The organism is Kitasatospora sp. NPDC001119, from assembly GCF_053598475.1.
Window position 1 is genome coordinate 24619 of the sequence record NZ_JBSFKI010000004.1, and the last position, 22354, is coordinate 46972.

Sequence of the window (22354 nt, forward strand, 5' to 3'; positions counted from 1 at the left end):
CGCTTGACCCGACAACGGTCCGGTCTCCTGTCCCGACCCTCAGGGCCGTCCTCGGCCTCACCGGTTGCCTCCGGTGGGGCCGAGTCCGGCCTCGTCCCCGCGCAGGACCATCCGGTACGTCTGCCGCAGCACCCGACCCGGCGGCACCCCCAGCTCGTCGGCCAGCCGCCGGCGGGTACGGTCGAACACGGCCAGGGCGTCGGCCCGCCGGCCGCCGCAGTACAGCGCCCGCATCAACATCGCGGCCACCAGCTCGTTCAGCGGGTGCTCCGCGGACAGCGGGAACAGCTCGGCGACCGCCTCCGAGTTCCGGCCCAGTCGCAGCTGCCACTCCAGCTTCCGCTGCGCGACGGCGATCCTGCGCTCGGTGAGCCGCAGCCGCTCCAACTCGGCGAGCGGGCCCGGCAGTCCGGCCAGCAGCTCCCCGCGGAACAGCTCCAACGCCTGGGAGCAGAACCGGACCGCTTCGACCGGGTCGCCCGCCCGGTGGGCCGCCCCGGCGGCGGTGACCAGGTCCTCCATCCGCGCCAGATCCACCTCCGCCGCGCCGGAGACCAGCCGGTAGCCGCCCCGGTCGTACTCGATCACCGCGTCCGGGCTGTCCCCGATGCGCAGGATCTTGCGCAGTCGGTAGATGTGCACCGGCACCACGTTGGCGACCGGCTGCTCCAACCCCCAGACGCCGTCCAGCAGTTCCTGTCGACTGAGGGCCCGTCCCCCGCGCAGCGCCAGCGCCGCCAGCACGGCCTGCCGGCGCGGATGCCCCAGCTCCAACGGCCGCCCGCCCTGCCAGGCCCGCAGCGGCCCGAGCACGGCGATCCGCACCGCGGGCCCGACCGTACGGCTGGCGGTGCCCCGCGGCGCCGCGCGCACCGGCCGCACGCGGGGGCCGCGGCCCGGGGCGACGAGTCCGCAGTCGAAGGCGTGGACGATGGCGGCGGCCCGGTCGCGCAGCCCGAGCTTCCCCAGGATCCCCGCGAGCTGCGCGGCCACGGCATCCTCGGAGGAGGCCAGGGCAGCGGCGATCTCGTCGTCCCTCAGCCCGCAGCCGACCGCGTGGAGCACTTCGCGCTCCCGCTGCCCGAGTTCGGCGCTGAGCGGCCGGCCCGTCCCGGCGGTCGTCGGCATCGCTGCCCCATCAACGAGAGTCCCGCTCAGGTTCCTCCGGCCGGCGCACCCTTTCCCGCCCCGCGCGCGGACCGTTGCCAGGCGAACGGTACCTCCTCGTACGGGACGGTAAACCGTGGGACGGCGCGGGACGTCGACGGAGCAGCCTGCGGCGGCCGTCGGTCGCGGCCGTTCTCACCCGCCGTCAGGAGCGAGGGTCCCGGCGACGGTGAACGGCTCCCCGACGAACCGGCCGAGTCGTTCGGCCCAGGCCAGCGCCACGTCATCGGGCACCTCCGCTCCGGCCAGGCGGGCGGCGGCCAGGGTGGCCGGGAGTGCGCCCTGGTCCAGCAGGACGGCCCACTGGCCGGCGGTGAGGGCCAGGTAGCGCAGGTCGGGGCACTCGGCGAGCGCGGTGAGGTTCCGGACCTCCGCCCGGGAGAGGTCCAGGCCGCGGAGGTTCGGGACGGTGCGCAGTGGGGCGATGTCGACGGGCCCGGATGTGGCGAGGTCGAGGGCGGTCAGGTACCGGTGGCCCGCGAGCGGCGCGAGGTCGCCGCCGTGCAGGGTGACGCCCAGGAACTCGACGGGCAGCTCCCGAAGCGGGGACAGGTCGTCGACAGGGCGGCGTTGGAGTTCGAGGCGCCGCAAGTGGGGAGCGGCGGTGAGCGGGGTGAGGTCCACGGGCCCGGCGGGCGCGTCGGAGTGGATCAGGACGGTCTGAACGCCGGGCGGGATGTCATGAGGAAGTCCGTCCGCCAACAGCTCGGAGTCGGGGCCGGGTTCACCCGGGCCTTCCACGAAGTAGATGTGGTCGACCTCGCCCTCCTCCACCTCGTAGGCGTCCCGCTCCAGCAGGTCCACATAGCGGGCGAGGAGTGAGGTGACGGAGTCACAGACGTAGAGCGGCCCGTCGTAGTAGTCGCGGCCGATCTGGATCACCTGGCCGGGACGTCCGGCCCGGGCCGGGGACATGTCGACCGCCAGGTAGTTGCCGTCGTCGGCGGTCGCGAACGGCAGCCAGCCCGGGTGCTCGTGGCAGCGCCGGACGGTGTCGAGCGGCTCGGCGTCGAGCACGACCGAGTCCCAGGAGGTCTCCCAGCCGGACCACACCGGCTCCCACAGGTTCGCGTTGACGGCGACCAGGCGTGCCAGGGGCATCCAGGCGAGGCTGCCGAAGAGGCCGATCGCCTCGTCCCCGCTGCCGTCGGCGATCAGGTAGAGCGCTCGCAGGTCGGCGGGCAGCGGCCGGCCGAGCCGGCGCTCGGCGTCGTCGAGTGCCGTGGTGGTCACCGGCGGTGGCAGCCTCTCGGCGTGTCCCAGGATGTCGGCACGCCGCTCCAGGTAGGCCCGCAGCCGGGTGACCGCGAGGTCCGGATCGCCCGCCGGGGCGGCGCCGCTCTCCTCCTGGGCGAAACCCGGCTGGGACAGCCGACAGTCGTGGTCCAGGACGGCCAGGAACCCGGGACGGGCATCGTGCAGGCGGGAGACGACCTGCCGGGACGCGGTCTGGGCGAACTCGCCGGACGGCCGGCACCGTATCTCCAGATTCGTGCGCTCCCAACCGCGGGCCGCTCCCACCGCCGCCGTCACGTCGTCCAGGCCCTGGAAGATCGCGGCCCCGTGGACCGGCCGCGGCTTCTCACCGGCGATCGTGTACCGACCGGAGACGCCCAGGCCGAACAGGCCTTGGCGGCTGGCCAGCACCGCCTCCGTCCATCCCTCGGGTGCGTTCGCCGCGATGCTCTCGGCCACCCGCGCGACGCCCTGCTCCACCTGCTCGGCCATGCTCTGCTCCGGTTCTGTCGACACTGCCGGCGATCATCGCAGGGGGCTGTGACAGCCCCGTGGGCCGAGGTGCCGGGCGCACGGGCTGGGTGAGACCAGTCGGCCTGGTGCTCTTCCGGCCGAGTACCGGTTCGGGCCGGGCCCGTCCGCCCGGCCCGGACCGGAACCGCCAGAGAACCGACGGTCCGTCGAACAGGTCGGACGGGCCCTGGTAGAAAGGAAGTTCGCGCGGCAGCGGTCGACACAGGGGCGGAGCCGGGGAGTGGTGGAATTCGAAGACGGCCACGGGCCCACGAACATCCGGAACGTCGTCACCGACAGTACGGTCCACTACCTGGTGCAGATCGGTGTGCTCAACGGGGAGCTGCACCTCACCGTGCCGCCCCGGGCCGTGGCGGCGGAGACACCGCTCGGCCTCGCCGAGGAGCGGCTCGCCCGCAGCCTGCTGTACCAGTGGCGGGCCGAGGCCGACGCCTGGGACATGGCCGACCCCGAACCGTTGGCCGTCCGCTGGGTGCACAGCCGCACCGCGCTCGCGCCGGGGGCCGAACTCGGCGGGCGCGGCGACCGGGTCGGCACGATGGCGGAGGCTCTGCTGGGACTCGACCACCGCCGCCTGCTGATCCTCGGCGGGGCCGGCGCGGGCAAGACGACCCTCGCCGTGCTGCTCACCCTGGAGCTGCTCGCCCGCCGGCTCACCCGCGGCGAGGACGTCCCGGTGCCCGTCATGCTCTCGCTGGAGTCCTGGGACGCCGAGCGGGTCAACTTCCACGACTGGCTGGCCGGCCGGATCACCGAGGAGCACCCCGGTCTGCCCCGGGTGGACGGGCTCCACCCCGCCCGCCGACTGGTGAGCGAGCGCCGCCTGCTGCCCGTCCTGGACAGCCTCGACGAGCTGCCCGAGCACCGGAGGACCGCCGTGCTCGGCGCCCTCGGGCGCCAACTGGGCCAGGAGGGCGGGGTGGTGCTGATCTGCCGGACCGAGCCCTACCGCGAACTGGTGGCCACCCAGCGGGACGTGCTCCGGGTGGACTCGGCGATCGAGGCGCTGCCGCTGGCCCCCGGCGACGTCGCCTCCTACCTGCACCGGGCCCGGCAGCCCTCGCGCGCCGCGCAGTGGGCGCCGCTGCTCGCCGAACTCCGCACGGCGCCCGGCAGCCCGGTGAGCCGGGCGCTGTCGACGCCGCTGATGGTCTGGCTGCTGCGGCGCGGGTACGAGCGGGCCCCGGCGGACCCGGGCGAGCTGCTGGACCGCGGGCGCTTCGCGACCGCCTGGCAGGTGGAGCAGCACCTGCTCGACCGGATCGTGCCCGCCTCGTTCCCGCCGCTGCCGCCGGCGCCCGACCGCCTGCACCCGCCCCGGCGGTGGGAACCGGACCGGGCCCGGGCCTGGCTGTCCTTCCTGGCCCGGCTGATGAACCGCCAGGAGACCGCCGAGCTGGCCTGGTGGCGGCTGTTCGGCGCACCACTGCCGCGGGCGTTGGCGGCGCCCGCGCTGATCGTGGTGGGGATCGCCCTGTCGGTGCTGATCGACCTGGGGCTCGGGGCCGTCGGGGGCTCCGGCCACCCCTTCGGCTTCGGCACCGCCGTGGGCCTCGGTGTCGCCCTCGCGGGCTTGGTCCGCACGGCCGGACAGGGCTGGTTCGGGGACGAGACCTCGACGCCCCGACGGCGGGTCAACCCGCTGCGCTTCGCCGGGGCCCTGCGCTCGGCCGGCCGCAACGGGAGGCTGGGCCGGGCCTGGCGGCTCACGGTGGTGATCGGCGGACCGCCGGTGATCCTCACCCTGGTCGTGCTCCAGCTCCTGGCACCGGCGGCGGAGGGTCTCGCACTGGTGGCGGCGGTGCTGTTGTCCGCCTATCTGATGGTCGCGTTGGCGGCCCCCTCGGACACCGTGGACGCCGCGACCCCCGACGCGCTGCTGCGCTCGGAGCGGACCTCGGTCCTGGTGACGCTGCTGGTCCTCGCACCGCTGCTCGCCGCCGGGATCGGGCTGATGGACTGGTCGCGGACCCACCTCTACCGGTACCACCAGGTGGACTGGTCCTACCCGCTGGCGACCTGGTGCGGGGCGGGCGCGACGTTCCTGCTGCTCAGCCCGTGGAGCCGGTGGCTGCTGGCCCGGTGCTCGCTGGCCCTCGTCGGCCGGCTGCCCTGGCCGCTGATGACCTTCCTGCGGGACGCCCACCGGGCCGGCCTGCTCCAGCGCACCGCCGGGACGTACCGCTTCCGCAACCTGCGGCTCCAGCAGCACCTGACCGCCAAGGCCGGGCCCCGCTCGGGAGGTTCGGGAGGTCAGCGGGCCGCAGGGGTCCCCGCGCCCCGGGCGACGCCGGACGGAGCGACGACGGTCGCGACGGGTCCCCTCGCCGACCTGACCCGGCCCCCGGCCTCCACCTGGCGCGGCCTCACCGTACGGCGCGACCCGAGCTCGTACCTGCTCACCGGCCGCGTCCGCGCCGTCATGCTCGCGCACTGGGGCCCGCTCGGCGCCCTGCTGGGCCTGCACCTGGTCCGGATCACGGTGAGCGGCACCTGGGACCGACTCGACTCCTGGAAGCCGATCGTCGGCGTGCCCGCCCTCGGCCTGCTGGTGATGCTGATCAGCCTCCTGCGCCGACGGCACATCGAACTGCACATCACCGACACCTTCATCGCCGCCCGGACGGGCCGGCACCGCTGCCGCTACGAGTGGCGCGACGTGGACGAGGTCGCCGTCCGCCGGGTGCACCTCCGCGGCCGTGACACCCCCGTCCACGGCATCCACGTTCGGCCGCGGACGGGAGCGCCCCTGCCCCCGGCCCGCTGGCGGGGGCGGGACGGGTGGTACCTGGTGCAGCCGATGAACGTCGTCCGGACCCTGCCTCCCGACCTCACCGAGGCGCTCGCCGAGCTCTCCGGCGGGCGCTGGCGGCCGTGACGCGGGCCAAGGGCCGGAGAGGGCTCTGCCCGGCTACGGATGGCAGGGGCTCTGGCCGAGCACGTAGCAGCGCAGGTCGACGTCCTCGGGCAGGACGGGCGCGGCACCGGGAAGGGCGACGGCGCCGACCGTGACGATGAACGTCCTGGTCACGGCGTCGCTCCCCTTCTTGTTCTGTGGGTCCTGGAAGAGCAGGTAGCGGGCCGACAGGTAGTCAGCGACGGTGAGGTGGGGGCGGGCGAGGAGGTCGAGGGCGGCGGAGTGCAGGACGGCGCTGTCCCGCGGTGTGGGAGTGGCCGAGTAGACCGGCCTGCCGCCGGTCTCGATCCGGGAGGCATCCAAGCCCCGGGCCGCGTAGCGGGCGACGAGTTCGGCGTCGGCGCGGTGCGCGGCCTCACCCCGCAGGAGGCGGTTGCCGGCGACCCTCCGCCCGTCCGGCAGGAGCACCCAGTTCTGGAGGATGTCGCCCTCGACGCCCTCGGCGGCGAAGCGCCGCTCGGCGAGACGGCCGTAGCGAAGCATCGCTTCCGAGGCCGGGGTCGCCAGGCCCCCGGTGTAGGCGCGCGTGGCCTGGTCCCACTCCGCGCCCTCGCGCAGACGGCCGACCTCGCCGAGCCGGTCGAAGTTGGTGTCGCCCTCCCGGATCGGGGTACGGAAGCGCTCCGGGTTGAAGAAGGCGCCGGCAGGACCGGGAGGCGGGCCCATCGCGACGGCGAGACGGTAGCGCCAGTCGACCAGCCGCTCGTGGACGGCGGCCAGCGCGGCCGCCCGGGCCGGCCGACCCGGGGCGGTGTCCCACAACTGGGCCAGCAGGTCGGCCGCTTCGGTGGCGGCGGCCGCCTGCTCGGAGGCGAAGGCGCGGGCCTTGGCCTGCCGGGCCGGGTCGGCGAAGCGCAGCGCGAGCGGGCTGGTGGGGAAGTCGCCGGGGGTGATCGGTGCGGTGGGCATGGCTCTCTCCTGATACGCCCTCTTGGGCCGGGCTCGGACGAACCGGCCCCACGTGGACGGAGGCTCCCCCTCCGGGGCCAAGCCTGGATCAACACCGGCCCCGGCGTGGAGAATTGCCCCATGCGTATTCTGATCGTCACCACCGGCTCCCGCGGGGACGTCGCGCCGTTCACGGGCCTGGGCCGGCGTCTGGTGGACGCCGGGCACCGGGTGGCCGTGGTCGCCCATCCGACCTTCGCGGCGCTGCTCGAGTCCTGCGGCCTGGAGCACCGGCCGCTGCCGGGGGATCCGGAGGAGCTCATCCGGGCCAGGGCCCGCGCGACCTCCCCGGAGGAGATCCGCGCGCTGATGACCGCGTTCGTGGACGGGCTCGCCGACGGCGTGGCGGACGCCGTCGCGGGCGGGGCCGACCTGCTGCTCACCGCCTTCGCCCCGTCGCCGCTCAGCCTGACGGCGGGGGACGCGTACGGTGTGCCCGTCCTCGGCACGTACCTCACGCCCGCCTTCGCCACCACGGAGTTCCCGCTGCCCGGCCCCGCCGGCGGCGCGGACCTGGGACCGGAGGGCAACCTCGCCGCCGGCCAGGAGCGGCTCCGGGGCGCGGACCGCATGTTCTCGAGCGCCGTGGACCGGATGCGCGAGCGCCTCGGCCTTCCCGGCACGACGTCGCCGGAACCGCTCGGGCACACCCGTCCGGTCGTCCACGGTTACAGCCCCGTGCTGCTGCCGCGCCCGGCGGACTGGCCGGCCCCGGTCGACGTGGCGGGCTTCTGGTGGCCCGCCCGGCCGCTGGGCTGGCAGCCTCCGGGCGACCTGGTCGACTTCCTCCAGGCCGGTCCGGCCCCGGTGTTCATCGGCTTCGGCAGCATGGCCCCCGGGGAGGGCGAGCGGCTCGGCGAACTGGTGACGGCCGCGGTACGGCAGGCGGGGGTGCGCGCGGTGGTCCAGGCGGGCTGGGCCGGGCTGGAGGCGGCGGGTGACGGCGTGTTCTGCGTCGGCGACGTGCCCCACGACTGGCTGTTCCCCCGCACGGCCGCCGTCGTCCACCACGCCGGGGCGGGCACCACGGGCGCCGCGCTGCGCGCCGGGGTCCCCGCCGTACCGGTGCCCGTGATGGCCGACCAGCCGTTCTGGGCGGCACGGCTGCACCGGCTGGGAGTGGCCCCGCAGCCCGTACCGTTCGCCGACCTCACCGCCGAGCGCCTCGCCGCCGCGATCACGGCCGCTCTGGCCGAGCCGGTCCGCCGCCGTGCGGCCGCCGTCGCCGGGCTCATGGCGGGCGAGGACGGCGCCGGTGCCGTCCTGGCCCACGTCGCCCGGATCGCCGAGGCCCCCGGACGCTGACCCCGGCCGCTGAGCCTGGACGGTCTGACACCCGGCCAGGGCACGCGCCCCGGACGGCCGGCGGCGGTCCACCCGCTCTTGGATAGGCTGCCGGGATGATCCCCGACGCCCCCCGGCTGCTGCGCGCCGACGCCGCCCGCAACGCGGAAAAGATCATCCGGGCCGCCCGGGAGGTCTTCACCGAACAGGGCCCCGACGCCCACCTCGACGACGTGGCGCGCCGGGCCGGCGTCGGGGCCGCCACGCTGTTCCGCCGCTTCCCCGACAAGGCCGCGCTCCTGCGGGCCGTGCTGGACCAGGGCTTCGGCGAGCGCGTCCGGCCCGTCATCCAGGCCGCCGCCGACGACCCCGACCCCGCGTCCGGGCTGGCCCGCGTGCTGGCGGCGGCCCTGGAGTCGGTGGCCGGCGACTACAACGTCCTGGCCGCCGCCCGCGCCGCCGGCGTCCTGACCCCGGCGACCGGCGAGGAGTTCTTCGCCGCTCTCGACGCCCTCCTGGCGCGCGGTCAGAGCGCGGGCGTGATCCGCGCCGACCTCGTGCCCGACGACCTGCACCGCATCGTCGTCATGCTGGTCTCGGTGCTGTGGACGATGGACCCCCGCGAGGACGGCTGGCGCCGGTACCTGGCCCTGGTCCTCGACGGCCTCTCCCCCGCCGGGGCCCGCCCGCTGCCCTGCCCCGCCCCCGCACTGCACTCCCGCACGCCCTGACGCCCTGACGCCCTGCCTGGTGTCGGCGGCCCCGCCGGGCCGCCGACACCACCGGCCGTCAGCGCGCCGGATCCAGCCGGAGCGCCGAGGCCGGGCACCTGGCGGCCGCCTCCCGGGCCTCTTCCGCCGCCCGTCCGACGGGCTCGGCGGCGAGCACGACGACCTGCCCGGCCTCGTCCTGGTCGAACACCGACGGCGCGGTCACCGCGCACTGCCCCGACGACACGCACCGCGAGGTGTCCGCCACCACCCGCGCGGCGGGCCGCTCGCGCTGCCGCTCCCCGTTCACCACAGGACCGGGACCTCGCCGAGGCCGCCCGCCAGCCGTTCGGAGTGGTCGCGCAGGCTGTGCGCGTCCACCGCCAGCCGCAGGCCGGGGAAGCGCCGGAACAGCGCGGTCAGCGCGATCTGCATCTCGGTGCGGGCCAGCGCGTTGCCGATGCAGTAGTGGCCGCCGTGCCCGAAGGCGAGGTGCGCGTTGGGGGAACGCGACGGGTCGAAGGCGTCCGGTTCCTCGAACGCCCGCCCGTCCCGGTTCGCGGCGTTGATCGCCACCAGCACCGCCTCGCCCGTCGCGATCGCCGTCCCCGCGAGGGTGACGTCCTCGCGGGCGTAGCGGGTCAGGCCCAGGGCGCCGGGCGCGGCCATCCGCAGGACCTCCTCCACGGTGGCGCGGGCCGACCCCTCGGGGTCGGCGGCGAAGCGGTCCCGCCGGCCGGTGTCGCTCAGCAGGAACAGGACCCCCAGGTCGATCCGGGCCGAGGTCGTCTCGTGGCCCGCGAACAGCAGCCCCACCGCCAGGCGGGCCATCTCCTCCTCGGTGAACGAGGGGTCCTGCGCCTGTACGGCCAGGATGTCGCTGATCACGTCCTGGCCCGGCCGCTTGCGCTTCTCCTCGGCGATGGCGGACACGTACGCCTCGAACTCGGCCATGGCGGCGGCCCCGTCGGCCCCGCCGTACAGCGCGGCGATCCGCTCGGACCAGCCGCGCAGCAGGCCACGGTCCTCGACCGGCACGCCCAGCAGCTCGCAGATCACCATCACCGGCAGCGGGAACGACAGGTGGTCGTGCAGGTTGACGGCGCGTCGCGGATCTCCCGAACGCTCCTCGTCCATCGCGTCCAGGCAGGACGCGGCGAGTTCCCCGATCCGCTCGCCCAGCCGGCGCATCCGCGGCGCGCTGAACGCGGGCGCCAGCATCCGGCGCATCCGCGTGTGCTCCCGGTCCTCCTCCTCGGGCGAGGGGGCGGGGCGCGTGTGCAGCGCCGAGGACGAGATCCTCGGGGCGCCGTCGGTGTCGGGGCGCAGCCGGGAGAACCGGGTGTCGCTCAGGATCTCCCGGGCTTCCTCGTAGCGGGTCACCAGCCAGGCCGGGTCGCCGGCGGGTGTCGTCACCCTGGCGATCGGGCCTTCCTCGCGCAGGCGCGCGAGCAGCGGCGCCAGGTCCAGGGCGTTGGGGCGCTCGAAGGGTAACTGCGGTGCGGGGGCGGTCATGGTCTCTCCTCGCCGGCCGAAGGGCCACAAGAGCAGTGAACGCTTGACGGAGCCGTGCTCTCCTTGCCCGTCCAGACCAGGGCGGACGAGTGCCCTTCCGGCCAACAAGTGAGAGTCGACTCTCTCTTACTGGGAGCGTAACACCACCGGCACGCACAGTCAGCCTCCAGAACGCTGCCGGGAGGAGGGCACCTGTCGAGGCCGGCGGCAGCCGAAATGCTGTCGCTCCGCCGGTCAGGGACGGCTACGGTGCGCCATTGTGGATGACGAAGACCCGAAGGACCTGGTCCGGCGTGGATACGACCTGCTGTCCGCGCATTACGAACGCGCGTTCAACAGCGAGACGAAGTACGGATCGTGGATCGAGGAGTTGCTCGGGCGGCTCCCGGAAGCGGGCACGGTCCTGGACGTGGGGTGCGGGACCGGAGTCCCCGTGGCCCGCTCCCTCGCCGCAACAGGGCACCGTGTCACGGGCGTCGACATCAGCGACGTCCAGATCCGGCGGGCACGGGAGCTGGTGCCGGAGGCCGAGTTCATCCGGGCGGACGCCACGACCCTGGCGTTCCCGCCGGGGACCTTCGACGCTGTCGTCTGCCTGTACGCGCTGATCCACATTCCGGTCGGGGAGCAGCCGGCCCTGCTGGGGCGGATCGCCTCGTGGCTACGGCCGGGAGGCTGGCTCCTCGTCACCACCGGGCACCAGGCCTGGACCGGCACCGACGAGAACTGACTCGGCGGCGGGGCCGCGATGTGGTGGAGTCACGCGGACGCGGCGACCAACCGGTCCTGGCTGCTGCACGCCGGCCTGGAGGTGGCGCACGAGGAGTTCGTCCCCGAGGGCGACAGCGGCCACGTCCTGTTCTGGGCGCGGCGGCCCGTGAGCTGACGGGCCGTGCGGGGCCGTGGCAGAGCGGAGCGGTCGCGAGACGTATGCCGCCCACGGCCACGGCGGGCCCTCCGCTGATAGGTTCCAGCGATGAACGAGCAACTACCCGACGGCGGCGTCGAACTGTCCCCCGACGACATCGAAGCCCTCCCCACCAGGTGGTCGTCCTGCTGGACTCCGGGTGAGGTCGCGCAGCGGTTGGCCGGGATCGGCACGCCCTGGTACGTGGCCGCGGGGTGGGCGCTGGACCTGTTCCGCGGCAGGCGGACGCGCGCTCACGGCGACATCGAGATCGGGATTCCGGCCGCGGGCTTCCCCGAGGTCCGCGACCGCTTCCCCGGGTACGCCTTCGACGCGGCGGGCAGCGGCCGGATCTGGGCGGACGCCGCGCCGGAGGTACTGGCCGCCGTCCACCAGACCTGGCTCCGCGATCCGGCCACCGGCGACTACCTGCTCGACGTGTTCCGCGAACCGCACGACGGCGACACCTGGATCTGCCGACGCGACGAGACGATCCGGCTCCCCTACCGCGAGATCATCCACCACACCCGGGACGGCATCCCGTATCTGGCCCCCGAACTGGTCCTGCTGTTCAAGGCCAAGCACGTCCGGGACAAGGACCAGTCGGACTTCGACGCGACCGTCCCGCACCTGACCCCGGCTCAGTGCGAGACCCTGACCGGCCTGCTCGCCCGCGTACACCCGGGGCACCGCTGGCTCGCGGACCTGTAGCAGCCCCCACTGGGCCCCGTGTCAACGGCCGCCGGTCACTGAGCGGCGGCGCGGCTCTGCCTGAGGTGGATCTCGACGGAGCGGCACAGGCTCAGCGCGTCGTGCGGGTCGTCAGCCCGGTAGCCGAACCGGCGGATGAGCAGCACCGAGTCGAGGGTGACGCCTGCGCGGGCCAGCACGAACAGCAGGGTGAGCAGGGCGGCGCGGGCGTTGCCGTCGTCGAACGTGTGGAAGAAGCAGACATCCAGGTAGACCCGGGCCGCCCTCGCGGCCAGCGGGATCCGGCCGTCGGCGGCCTGCGCCAGGCAGGCGTCGAGGCGGGCGCGGGTGTCCGGGCCGATCCCGTAGCGCTCCTCGCCGCCTTTGGCGAAGGCGGGGCGGGTGCGCAGCGGCGGCGGCTCGGGGGTGCCCAGCACGTGCTGCTGCCAGCCGCGCAGCAGCTCGAAGTCGAGCACGGCACCACGCGCCGCGTCGGCCCGCACCAGCTCCAGTGCGGTGAGCAGGCCGGCGGCGCGGGCGGGGTCCACGGCGGCGTCGAAGAAGCGGAAGTCCTCCGCCGCTCCGTCGCGGGCGGGAGTCACCGGCCCGCTGTCCGTGCCGTCCTCGCCGTCGGCGCCGTCCGACCACGGCACGCTCTCGCGCACGGCGAGCCAGCGTTCCAGGTGGTCCGGGAGCTCGCCCGGGTCCGGCGACCAGTAAATGTCCTGCGAACGCAGTGGGCCGACGAGTCGCTCCGCGACCTCATCGGCCAGGACGGTGTCGGGTGCGGTCCAGCTCTTGAACCGGCCGCCGACCGCCTGTCGAACCAGTCGCTCGGCCGGCTCGGGGGCGACGCCCCAGTAGCCGAGGAACCACTCCAGGACCTGCCGGCAGTGCCCGTACCAGCCGCTCTCGGCGCCCGTCCGGTCGGCCACCTGCAGGATCAGGTTGCGGGCGGCGCGCTCCCACAGGATCCGGTCCGCGTCCAGGGTCTCCGGGTCCAAGGGGTAGGCCTCGAACCACTCCGCGAGCCGCTCCAGCCAGTCACGCCACTCGCACAGCGCCGCCACGACCCGGTCGAGGGTCTGCTCCGGGGTGGTGATCGAGTGCGATCCGCAGCACCAGTTCCCGACCGGCCCGCCGTCGACGTCCCCCTCGCCGAGCGACCAGCGCCACCCGGCCGCCCAGCGGCCGTAGTGCTCCATCAGCACCTGCGTCATGGCGTCGGACCAGGGTTTGGCCACCTCCCAGGCCCAGTTGACCCTGGTCAGATCGATGGCCGGGTCAAGCCGGGAGGGCACCCGCCGCGCCGGCCCGAGGGAGCGGATCACCCCCGCCACCGAGGCGGGGTCGAAGGGGTGGTCGGCGGGGTCGACGTCGTCCCAGGTCAGGTCTGTGGGGTGGAGCGTGTTGAGCACCGGGTCAGGGTGCCACGGGGCCCGGGGGCGCGAGCAACACCTTTTCCGGCAGTCCACAGGGCAGGGCACCACGCTCGTCGCCGCTGCTCGCCCTGACCGTCACCCGTCTGACGGCGGACCGCTGGTGGGTCCGCACCCGGGCTCGGGTGCGGACCCACCAGCGCTCAGAGGGCTACGGCGTCAGGACTGCGGCCAGGCGTCCGTGAAGTAGCCGAACAGGTCGGCGATGATGTCGGTGCTGCCGACGTGGTTGTAGATGTCGACCTTGCCGTCCGCGCCGACCGGCGTGGTGACGTGGTTGGGCACGGTCTGGCCGGCCAGCAGGTTGAGGTTGCTGGTGCCGGGGCGCGGGGCGCCGTGGGCGTGCACGGTGAGGTAGCTGTCCTCGGTGGTGTTGGTGGACGTCACGTTGAGGACGGCCGCCCGGGCACCGGCCGGGATGCCGCCGACGACGGTGGTGCTGTCCGGGCCCGGCTTGGCGAACGGGCCGGTACGGGTGTCGGTCAGGCGGACGGGCACGGTCGGCGTGTACGTGGCCTTGCCGTTCGGGGAGTAGTACCCGAAGACGTCGAGGATCACGTGGGTGGAACCGTTGTGGTTGTACACGTTGACGGTGCCGTCCGGGCCGACCGGGACGATGACCTGGTTGGCCTTGTCCTTGCCGGGCTCCGGGTTCAGGTTGGAGCTGACCGGCTTGGTCCCGCCGCCCGCGTACACCTTGAGGTGGGTGTCGGTGGCGGTGTCGGTGCTGGTCAGGTTGAGCACCACGGACGTGGCGTCCGCCGGGACGCCGCCGACGCCCGCGACCTTCACCGCACGCGTCTCGCCTGACCCGAGCTTGCTGCTCTCCCGGGTGTCCACCAGCCGGCTCGGCGCCAGCGGGGTGAACAGGTCGCCGCCGTTGGGGCGGTAGAAGCCGACGACGTCGACGATCACCTCGGCGCGGCCGGAGTTGAGCAGGGTGCTGATCCGCTTGGCGTCGCCGATCGGCACGGTGACCAGGTTGGACGAGGTGCGGCCGGCCGCCACGTTGACGTTCGAGGTGATCGGGCGGGCCTGACCGGTCGGCCAGACGGTGAGGTGGGTGTCCTCGGTGGCGTCGGTGACGGTCACGTTCAGGACGACCGTGGTGACGTTCCCCGGCACGCCATTCGCCCCCGGCGCGCTGCCGGTCGGGACCGTGAAGGGCACCTCGGCGCCGCCCCGGAGGTCCAGGTTCGGGTCCTGGCGGGTGTCGACGAGCCGGTACGCCTCCGTGCGCAGGAACCCGGTCGGGGCGTACGCGGCCCGGAAGGGGTACGCGGCGGTGCTGGTGCGGCCGACGGTGTCGGTGACCGTCACCGTGACCGTGTAGTCGCCCGGCGAGGCGTACCCGTGGACGACCGCGTCCAGGGTGTTCCGGGTGACGGCGGGGGTCCCGTCGCCGTAGTCCACCACGACCTTGGAGACCTGCCACGGCGAGACGGTTCCGGACGGGTCGACCCGCACGCCCAGCGGCGGGGCGTCGGCCGTGTCGAACCGGTCCGGGACGACCTGCTGGACGGTGGCGCCGGCGGTCAGCGGCCCGGGGGCCGTGACCTGCACCTGTACGCCGTACCCGCCGGTGAACGGCTGGCCGCCGCCGGTGTCCACGGTGACGTTCGCGGAGAAGGTGCCCGGCTTGGTGTAAGTGTGCTTGACCACCGGGGAGTTCGAGGTGACCGCCGGGGTGCCGTCGCCGAAGTCGTAGCGGTAGGTCATCACGGAGGTCGGCCAGTGGGCCTTCTCCGGGCCCGTGGTCGCCGTCAGCGTGATCTCGGTGCCGTACGGGGCCCGCTGCTGGTCGGCCGTCAACTGGGCCGAGGTTATGGGCTCCTGGCGCTCGGTCGCGCCGCGGTCGTGGTAGCCCAGGCCGGTGCCGAGGTTCGGCCGCGACGGGTCGTCGGCCGGGTGCGCGGCCGGCACGAAGCCCGGCGCGGTCTCGTCGGCGGAGTCGACGACCTCGCTGTTCAGCGCGCTGCCGGACTGCCAGCGCGGCACCACGTAGTCGTGCTTGCCGGCCCGGCCGTCGGTCGCGGCGGCGAGCGACTCGGGCGTCTGGTGCCGGGTGCCGGCCCAGACGTACGGCGTGCCGTTGCCGGAGTTCGTCCAGTACGGCGCGACGGTGTTCGAGCCGGCCCGGGTGTCCTTCGCCGAAGCGGCGGAGACCACGATCTCCGCACCCTCGGGGTTCGGGCAGGAGTACGGCGCGGAGGGCGAGAAGTGGTTGCGCACCACGTTGTTGAAGAGGTTCGACCCGGAGGAGTCGCCGGCCAGCTCGATGCCGGCCGTGCAGCCGTCGGCCACCGTGTTGTTGGTGAGGGTCGTCCCGGGGCTGTCGACGGCCTTGATCCCGGAGGCCTCGGTGCGGACCACCGTGACCCGGCTGGAACCGGTGACCAGGACCTCCCGGGCGTGCATCGACTCCACCACGACGTCGTGCACACCGGACAGCCGCACGTCGCCGCCCACCGCGGTGCCGCCGGCCGCGCCCCGGATGGTGATGGGCCGGCCGGGCTCACCCGACTTCGTGACCGCGGTGCCGGAGCCGAACGTGCCCCGGGCCACCTCGACGGTCTGCCCCGGCAGCGCCGCCGCGGCGGCCGCGTTGACGGAGCAGAACGGCTTCGCCGCCGTCCCCGTCCCGGAGTCCGAGCACGCCGGGTCCCAGGCGTCGACCCGCAGCACCCCGGGCGCGTCGTCGGCGGAGCCGGTGGTGGCGGCGGAAGCCGTGGTGGCGGCGGTGGGAATGCCACCGAGCACGGTGACGAGGCCTGCGGCGAGCAGGCCCTTGGTTCGGTTGGGGCGCACGGTGCGGTCCTCCGAGAAGGGACAGGAGTCTGACCTGGTGGGCACGGGCCCGGTCGGGTGGGTCAGGCCGCGTGGATCGCAGGTAGAGCAATTATGACGAGGGCTCCGACGGACTTGATCACCGCCCCCACCTGCGGCGTCGTATCCCATGAGGCGGGACCGGACGTCCCGGACAGTTCGGATGATTCGGACCGCCGAGGGCGCGGGCCGGGGCCCCGCAGGATCAGGTCGTCGTCTGCCGAGATCTGGTGAGCGCCCCTGTCAGGCGTTGACCAGGACGATCTTGCCGGTCGCGTGGCCGCTCTCGCCGAAGTGGTGCGCCCGTGCGACCTGGTCGAGCGGGAAGGTGTGCACCTGAGGGAGCGCGAGGCGTCCGGTGGCGATGAGCTCGCCGAGGTCGGCGAGGACGTAGAGGGCCCGGCCGTCGTCGCCGCGGCTGAACGCCACCCGGTGCTCACGGGCGCCGGCGAAGTCGGAGAGGGTGACGACGCGCTCGGGGCCGCCGGTGAGGTCGACGAGGTCGGGCAGTGCTCCGCTGCCGGCGACGTCGAGTGCCCGGTCGACGCCGCCGGGCGCCAGCGCGCGGACCGCCGGCACGAGGGTCGGACCGTAGGCGACCGGCTCGGCTCCCAGCGCCCGGACGTACGCGTGCCTGGCCGGGCCGGCGGTGCCGATCACCCGCGCACCGCGGGCCACGGCGAGCTGGACCGCGGCGCTGCCGACGTTGCCCGAGGCGCCGTTGACGAGGAGCACGGTGCCGCCGCCCACGCCCAGCCGGTCGAGTCCGCGCGCCGCGGTCTCGAGGGCGGCGGGCAGGGCGGCGGCGTCGGCGAAGCGGACGGACGCGGGCAGCGGCGCCCAGTACGACAGCACGGCCAACTCGGCTTGGGCGCCCCCGTGTTCGGACAGGCCGACGACGCGGTCGCCGACGGACACGTCGGTGACGCCCTCGCCGACCTCGTCCACGACACCGGCCGCCTCGTGTCCCAGCGTCTGCGGCAGTTCCTCGTCCATCAGGCCCGCGCGCTTCTTCCAGTCGCTGGCGTTGACGCCGGCGGCGCGTACCGCGACGCGGATCCGGCCGGGGCCCGGGTGCGGGTCGGGAAGGTCCACGACCTCCAGGACCTCGGGGCCGCCGAAACGGCTGAACCGTACTGACCTCATCGTGGACTCCGTTCCGAACGGCAGCGGTGGGACACCGGGTTGGACACGGCGGCAGGCCGCCCCCCGCTGTCAGGCGAGGCGCTCGCCGTCGTAGAAGACGCCGCCGGTGGGCCCGTCGGCGGGCAGGGTCGCGGCCCAGGCGACCCACACGGCGCTCTCCGCGGCGGGCCGGTCCTCCTCGTCGGCGCCGAGCTCGGGGTGGGTGTCGACCCGCCCCGGGTCGACGGCGTTGACGAGGACGTCGGTGCCGCGGAACGTCGCCGCGAGGCTCGCGGTGAGGGCGTTGAGCGCGTACTTGGAGAACGAGTACGCCGGGGCGCCCACCTGCCGGGGGTAGTCGGCCCCGGCCGCGATCTGCTGGTACGCCCCGCTCGAAACGTTCACCACCCGGGCCGCGGGCGCCGCCCGGAGCAGCGGGGACAGGGCCTGGACGAGGGCCCACACCCCGACCACGTTGACGTCGAGCGCCGTGCGGACGTAGTCGATGTCGGCGTCCAGCATGGACGGCGTGTCGAAGTCGGGCATGCAGCTGGCGTTGTTGACGAGGACGTCGAGGCGGCCGTGCCCGTCCCCGACGTGGGCGGCGATGCGCGCGAGGTCGTCGGTGTCGGCGAGGTCGAGGCGGAGGCCCTCCGCGCTGAGGCCCTCGGAGCGGAGGACGGCTGCCTGCTCCTCGGCCTGGCCGCCGTCGCGGGCCGTGACGATGACGTGGTGGCCCTGCGCGGCAAGAGCCCGGGCCACGGCGATGCCGAGCCCGGCGGCCCGGCCTGCGCCGGTGATCAGTGCGGTCATGTCGGTCATGGTGGCCTCCCCGGAAGGCGTGGACGACGCTTCACGAACAGCGTACGTCACAAACATCGTACGTCACGAACGCTGTTCGTTCGGCGCCGTTCGTTCGGACGAAAGCGGGCGGTCGCCTAGAGTGCTTCTCCCGCTTCCCCTCGCAGAAGGCCGATCCCCGATGCCCCCCACCCGCCGTCGTTCGACCCGCGACCGCCCGGCCAAGCCGCCGCTCAGCGAGGAGGCCGTCGTCGACGCGGCCCTGGAGGTCCTGCGCTCGGAGGGGCTGCCGGCCGTGTCGATGCGACGGGTCGCCACCGCCCTGGACACCGGGCCCGCCTCGCTGTACGTCTACGTGGCCAACCGCGAGGCCCTGATCCACGCCATGCAGGACCGCATCTTCGCGACGGTCGAACTCGAGACCGCCGACCCGGCGCACTGGCGCGACCAGCTGCACACGCTTCTGGGACGCCTGCGCGACGCGCTGGCCGCCCACCCCGGGATCGCCATGACGCTCACCACCGTGCCGCCCCGGAGCGAAGCGGTCCTGCGCCCGCTGGAGAACATGCTCGCCGTCCTCCTCGCCGGGGGCCTCACTCCCCAGGACGCGGCGTGGGCCGCCGACTTCCTCTCCACCCTGGTGCACCACGCCGCCGTCGAAGCCGAGGCACGGCCCGTCGGCCACCACGAGCAGGCCGAGGAGCTGTACCGGCACTTCACCGCCCAGTCGCCCGAGGCGTTCCCCCTCATCACCGCCCACGCCGCCCAACTCGTCGCCGGCGACGCCGAGGAGCGGTTCCGCCTCGCCGTCGACACCCTCATCGACGGCTTCCTCACCAGGGCGGCGAAGACCCCGGCGTAGATCACCGGCCGGGATCACCGGCCGGACCGCCCCGGTACGGTGCCCGGCCGTCGACCCCGGTTCCTCCCCCTACGACGCCGGCTCCGCCTCGTGGCGTGCGACGAGCGCGGCGGTGTCCTCGGCGTCCAACGCGAGCCCGAACTCCCCGCTCAACAGCCCGGGCAGCTCCCCCGCCGACACCCGGCGGCGCTCCTCCGTGAAGTCCGGTAGCAGCCGGGTGAGTTCCGTGTCACGCAGGACGAGCCGCTGAGCGGCCGCCGGCTTCTGCACCAGCAGCTTGCCGCGGAAGGGCGAGCGGGGATGCGTGGAGGTGAAGTGGCTGGTCACGGTGAAGTCGACCGGGAAGCGCGGCTCCGTCCCGATCGCGTAGAGGTCAAACCAGCCGTCGCGCCTCAGCCGCCGGAGCACCAGCGGTCCGGCGGCACCCGGGGTCGGGCCCTGCTCACGGCGCAGCCCGTACGTCCAGCCGGACTGCCGGACGACCTCGCCGTCGCGCAGCCGCAGCGGCTCCAGGAGGCCCTCGGCGCCGAAGCCGACGTCGGTGAACCAGTCCTCGCCGTCGAGTTCCACCCGCAGCGACATGTGCGTGGCCGGGCGGATCCGCTCCTCTCCCAGGCGTACGCGTGACGCCGTCGCGGTGAAGGCGAAGCCGATCGCGTCCAGAGCCGCGGCGTAGAGCAGGGTCTGTTCGCAGCAGGTGCCCCCGCGTCGCCGCCGGACCATCTTCGCCTGCAGGGACTCCAGGTCGAGTCGGACGGGCCGACCCAGGACGACCTCCAGGTTCTCGAAGGTGAGCGCGGCGATGTGGGCGGCGTGCAGCGCGCGCAGCACCTCCAGCGTCGGCTCACGCTCCCCCCGGTACCCGATCCGGGCCAGATAGGCGTCGAGGTCCAGCCGGTCGCCGCCCCACACGGAGCCGATCGTCCCGCCCATGTGCTCCTCCTCCCCCTCGAACGAACCGCACCGCCCCACACGCCGCCCCGCCCCGGCCCGGGGAGCCCGGGGCCGCGCGAGGAGCCCCACACCCGAGCGGCTGCCCCGGAAGAGCCCCTCCGACACACCCGCGCCACCTGTTCGTCCACGTCCGCCCGCACCGGCGGACCCGCCGTCGGTCTCTGTGGCCGCTCTCTCGTCACTCCGGCAGCGAGATGCCCAGTTCCCGCAGGCGGGGCAGGCAGGCTTCGAGGCACTGCTCCACCGAGGCGGCATCGGTGCGCACGAGGATGTCGTCACGCAGCGGGGCGCCGCTGGCCACGAACGTCCACGGCTTGCGCTGCTCCGCCATCCGTTCGGCGTCGGCCTTGAGCAGCACGGTGATGCCCTGTTCGGCCAGTGCTTCCATGATCGCCAGTACGTCCACCGGTGATCTCCCCCTCGTGAAGTGCGTCGAAGGTGCTCGAACGCGCCACGGTGAACCTACCGGTCGAGGCCGGGCAGCGACGGGCGGGCGGCGACGGCCGGGGCCCGGACGGATGATCCGCCCGGGCGCCGGCGCTGGTGGAGGCGGGCCGGTCAGGCGCCGGGCACGCTGACGTAGCCGGAGATGTGGAAATTCTGCCCACCGCCGCGGGCGTCCGCGGGCTTGACGTGGCGGTGCGTCACCTTGTCCCCGACGTTGCCCTCGACGGTGTCGATGGTGCCGTCGTGGTTGACGGCGACGACGACCCCGACGTGGCCACCCTTGGCGTAGGCGGGCGGACCGTAGACGACGAGGTCGCCGGGGACGGGGGTGTAGGGGCGCTCGCCGCGCGCGGGCTGCCGGTTGTGGAAGAGGTGGTGCTCCTGGCCCCACTTGCCGACGCCGCGTCCGGACAGGGTGGTCGGCGCGGGCTTCACGCCGGCCTGGTGCCAGGTCCAGTCGGCGAACGCGGCGCACCAGGCGGTCTTGGCGCACTTGCTCTGCTTCTCCGTCCCGTCGGCGTAGGCGAAGTACTTGTCGCACGTGCCGGTCTTCTCGGGGTCCTGGCCGGCCGGGGTGATCTGGCCGCGGGCGATGGAGACGATCCGCTCGCGCAGCGCGGAACGGGCGGTGGCGCCATCGGACACGGTGGCGGTGTCGGTCGCGGAGTCGGTGTCGGTGGCGGTCCGGACGGCGTGCGCACCGGCCGGGAGGGCGCCGGTGGTGGCCGCGGCGGCGGTACCGAGGCCGCCGAGCGTACCGGCGGCCACCAGGGCGACGGCGGCGGTCCTTCCGGCGCGGCCCACGAGGGCGGCGAGCAGACGCGAGCGTGTCATGTTCATGATCTCTCCTTGGATGCACCCTCCACCACCCCGGGCAGGCCGCGGCCTGCCCGGGACACGGGAGGAGGTGGGGTTTCCGCCGGGGATGCGTCCTCCGGCCGACCACCACGATTGCACGCCCGACCGCCGGACTCCTACGCTGTGTGAACGCCTGGTTACCCATGCATATGCGGAGCGCCTCCGTACGGCCCTGACCTGGGCCTACGCACAGCCGAGGGAAGAGGAACCGAGCCGATGACGCGCAACCGGCCGCCGCAGGCAGCCGATGAACCGGGCCAGCCGACGGCCGCCGCCGCCCGCGCCGAACTGGCCCGGACGCTGCGGAGGTGGCGTCAGGAGGCCGGGAACCCCACCCAGGTGACCGTGTCCCGGCGCACCGCGATCGCCCAGACGACCCTCTCCCGCTACGAGAACCCCGACGGCAGGTACCCGGTACCGGAAGCGGCGCTCCACTCCCTGGCCGCGTACTACGCGGTCGCCGACGGCGAGCTCGTCCGCGCGCTCGGGCTCAGGGCGGCGATCGACGGCGGCACGGGCGACGCGCCGCCACCGGAGCCGGTACCGGAGCCTGCGGCGGCGACCGCACCGGAGGCACCGGCGCCCAGTGCCGAGCCGACCTCCGGTCAGGAGCCCGGCGGCAGGCGACGGCGCCGGGCGGCGTGGGCCGCCGGGGGCGCGGCCGTGGCGGCGGCCGCCGCCGGCGCACTCCTCTACGCCCTGGCGGGCCCGGACACCGGCGCCACCGTCGCGCCCGCCCCGCAGGCGATGCCCGCACCCACGGCGGCCGCCTCCTGCGACGGGGCGTCCTGCCTGCACGTCGACCCGGTCGGCACCGTCTGCGACCGCGACGCCGCCACCGCCGCGGCCGACCGCGACTTCGGCGTCCTGATCGAACTGCGCTACAGCCCCTCCTGCCACGCCGCCTGGGCCAAGATGAGCGGCGGCTCCCCCGGCGACCGCGTCCAGGTCTTCGGCACCCCGCCCGAGCAGGAGGAGTACCGCCAGCAGTCCGGCCACGACGCCCACAGCAAGATGGTCCGCGCCGCCCGCCCCGCCGACGCCCGCGCCTGCGCCGTCGTCGACAACCGGGGCACCGTCTGCGCCGCACCCCGGGAAGCCCCCACGGGATGACGCGGGAGAGCGGGCGCAGCC

The 22354-nt window shown here is 74.5% G+C and carries 20 protein-coding genes; 8 read left to right on the forward strand and 12 right to left on the reverse strand.

The genetic code is table 11. The features are described 5' to 3' along the window. Positions 1-57: 57 nt before the first annotated feature. Positions 58-1128, reverse strand: a complete 1071-nt coding sequence (locus ACWDD9_RS06135; protein WP_449810908.1) for a BTAD domain-containing putative transcriptional regulator — start codon at positions 1126-1128, stop codon at positions 58-60. Positions 1129-1302: 174 nt separating this feature from the next. Next, complete coding sequence (locus ACWDD9_RS06140) at positions 1303-2919, reverse strand: SMI1/KNR4 family protein (protein WP_449810909.1); 1617 nt, start codon at positions 2917-2919, stop codon at positions 1303-1305. Between the two features lie 238 nt (positions 2920-3157). On the opposite strand from ACWDD9_RS06140, the gene ACWDD9_RS06145 reads away from it, so the two are divergent. Then, complete coding sequence (locus tag ACWDD9_RS06145; RefSeq protein ID WP_449810910.1) at positions 3158-5815, forward strand: NACHT domain-containing protein; 2658 nt, start codon at positions 3158-3160, stop codon at positions 5813-5815. 33 nt (positions 5816-5848) lie between these two features. Here the strand turns inward: ACWDD9_RS06145 and ACWDD9_RS06150 are convergent, their stop codons facing one another. Continuing rightward, on the reverse strand, positions 5849-6763 hold the full coding sequence (locus ACWDD9_RS06150; RefSeq protein ID WP_449810911.1) for a hypothetical protein: 915 nt from the start codon (positions 6761-6763) through the stop codon (positions 5849-5851). Positions 6764-6883: 120 nt separating this feature from the next. Here ACWDD9_RS06150 and ACWDD9_RS06155 point away from each other — a divergent pair, with 120 nt between their 5' ends. Beyond that, the gene (locus ACWDD9_RS06155; protein ID WP_449810912.1) at positions 6884-8107 is read left to right on the forward strand and encodes a glycosyltransferase; all 1224 of its coding nucleotides are present in this window, start codon (positions 6884-6886) and stop codon (positions 8105-8107) included. Positions 8108-8202: 95 nt separating this feature from the next. Continuing rightward, positions 8203-8817: a TetR/AcrR family transcriptional regulator gene (locus tag ACWDD9_RS06160; protein ID WP_375875903.1), complete on the forward strand. Its 615-nt coding sequence runs from the start codon at positions 8203-8205 to the stop codon at positions 8815-8817. Positions 8818-8875: 58 nt separating this feature from the next. Here ACWDD9_RS06160 and ACWDD9_RS06165 read toward each other — a convergent pair whose 3' ends face one another. Together ACWDD9_RS06165 and ACWDD9_RS06170 are read right to left on the reverse strand one after the other, a co-directional pair. Further along, a complete protein-coding gene (locus tag ACWDD9_RS06165; RefSeq protein WP_259316337.1) occupies positions 8876-9109 on the reverse strand; it encodes a ferredoxin in 234 nt (77 codons plus the stop codon). Continuing rightward, positions 9103-10311, reverse strand: coding sequence for a cytochrome P450 (locus ACWDD9_RS06170; protein WP_449810913.1), 1209 nt, complete (start codon positions 10309-10311; stop codon positions 9103-9105). The genes ACWDD9_RS06165 and ACWDD9_RS06170 overlap by 7 nt, the downstream gene beginning before the upstream one ends. Before the next feature lie 259 nt (positions 10312-10570). Here ACWDD9_RS06170 and ACWDD9_RS06175 point away from each other — a divergent pair, with 259 nt between their 5' ends. The 3 genes from ACWDD9_RS06175 (at position 10571) to ACWDD9_RS06185 (ending at position 11929) form a co-directional block, all read left to right on the forward strand. After that, complete coding sequence (locus tag ACWDD9_RS06175) at positions 10571-11041, forward strand: class I SAM-dependent methyltransferase (RefSeq protein ID WP_449810914.1); 471 nt, start codon at positions 10571-10573, stop codon at positions 11039-11041. 18 nt (positions 11042-11059) lie between these two features. After that, complete coding sequence (locus ACWDD9_RS06180) at positions 11060-11197, forward strand: hypothetical protein (RefSeq protein WP_449810915.1); 138 nt, start codon at positions 11060-11062, stop codon at positions 11195-11197. Positions 11198-11287: 90 nt separating this feature from the next. Continuing rightward, the gene (locus ACWDD9_RS06185; protein WP_449810916.1) at positions 11288-11929 is read left to right on the forward strand and encodes a nucleotidyltransferase domain-containing protein; all 642 of its coding nucleotides are present in this window, start codon (positions 11288-11290) and stop codon (positions 11927-11929) included. Between the two features lie 35 nt (positions 11930-11964). On the opposite strand, the gene ACWDD9_RS06190 is transcribed toward ACWDD9_RS06185, so the two are convergent. From ACWDD9_RS06190 to ACWDD9_RS06205, 4 genes are all read right to left on the reverse strand, one after another. Next, on the reverse strand, positions 11965-13326 hold the full coding sequence (locus ACWDD9_RS06190) for a Fic family protein (protein WP_449810917.1): 1362 nt from the start codon (positions 13324-13326) through the stop codon (positions 11965-11967). A 180-nt stretch (positions 13327-13506) separates the two neighbouring features. Continuing rightward, a complete protein-coding gene (locus ACWDD9_RS06195; protein WP_449810918.1) occupies positions 13507-16155 on the reverse strand; it encodes a PKD domain-containing protein in 2649 nt (882 codons plus the stop codon). Between the two features lie 261 nt (positions 16156-16416). Continuing rightward, on the reverse strand, positions 16417-17319 hold the full coding sequence (locus tag ACWDD9_RS06200; RefSeq protein WP_449810919.1) for an NADP-dependent oxidoreductase: 903 nt from the start codon (positions 17317-17319) through the stop codon (positions 16417-16419). Between the two features lie 69 nt (positions 17320-17388). Then, on the reverse strand, positions 17389-18120 hold the full coding sequence (locus ACWDD9_RS06205; protein WP_449810920.1) for an SDR family NAD(P)-dependent oxidoreductase: 732 nt from the start codon (positions 18118-18120) through the stop codon (positions 17389-17391). A 160-nt stretch (positions 18121-18280) separates the two neighbouring features. On the opposite strand from ACWDD9_RS06205, the gene ACWDD9_RS06210 reads away from it, so the two are divergent. Continuing rightward, positions 18281-18961, forward strand: a complete 681-nt coding sequence (locus ACWDD9_RS06210; RefSeq protein WP_449810921.1) for a TetR/AcrR family transcriptional regulator — start codon at positions 18281-18283, stop codon at positions 18959-18961. Between the two features lie 69 nt (positions 18962-19030). Here the strand turns inward: ACWDD9_RS06210 and ACWDD9_RS06215 are convergent, their stop codons facing one another. From ACWDD9_RS06215 to ACWDD9_RS06225, 3 genes are all read right to left on the reverse strand, one after another. After that, entirely contained in the window at positions 19031-19894 is an 864-nt protein-coding gene (locus ACWDD9_RS06215) for an arylamine N-acetyltransferase family protein (protein ID WP_449810922.1), read from the reverse strand. A gap of 199 nt (positions 19895-20093) precedes the next feature. Further along, a complete protein-coding gene (locus ACWDD9_RS06220) occupies positions 20094-20321 on the reverse strand; it encodes a hypothetical protein (RefSeq protein WP_049659115.1) in 228 nt (75 codons plus the stop codon). A gap of 152 nt (positions 20322-20473) precedes the next feature. Then, the gene (locus tag ACWDD9_RS06225; protein ID WP_449810923.1) at positions 20474-21196 is read right to left on the reverse strand and encodes a CHAP domain-containing protein; all 723 of its coding nucleotides are present in this window, start codon (positions 21194-21196) and stop codon (positions 20474-20476) included. A 240-nt stretch (positions 21197-21436) separates the two neighbouring features. On the opposite strand from ACWDD9_RS06225, the gene ACWDD9_RS06230 reads away from it, so the two are divergent. Continuing rightward, positions 21437-22333: a DUF2690 domain-containing protein gene (locus tag ACWDD9_RS06230; RefSeq protein ID WP_449810924.1), complete on the forward strand. Its 897-nt coding sequence runs from the start codon at positions 21437-21439 to the stop codon at positions 22331-22333. Positions 22334-22354: the final 21 nt, after the last annotated feature.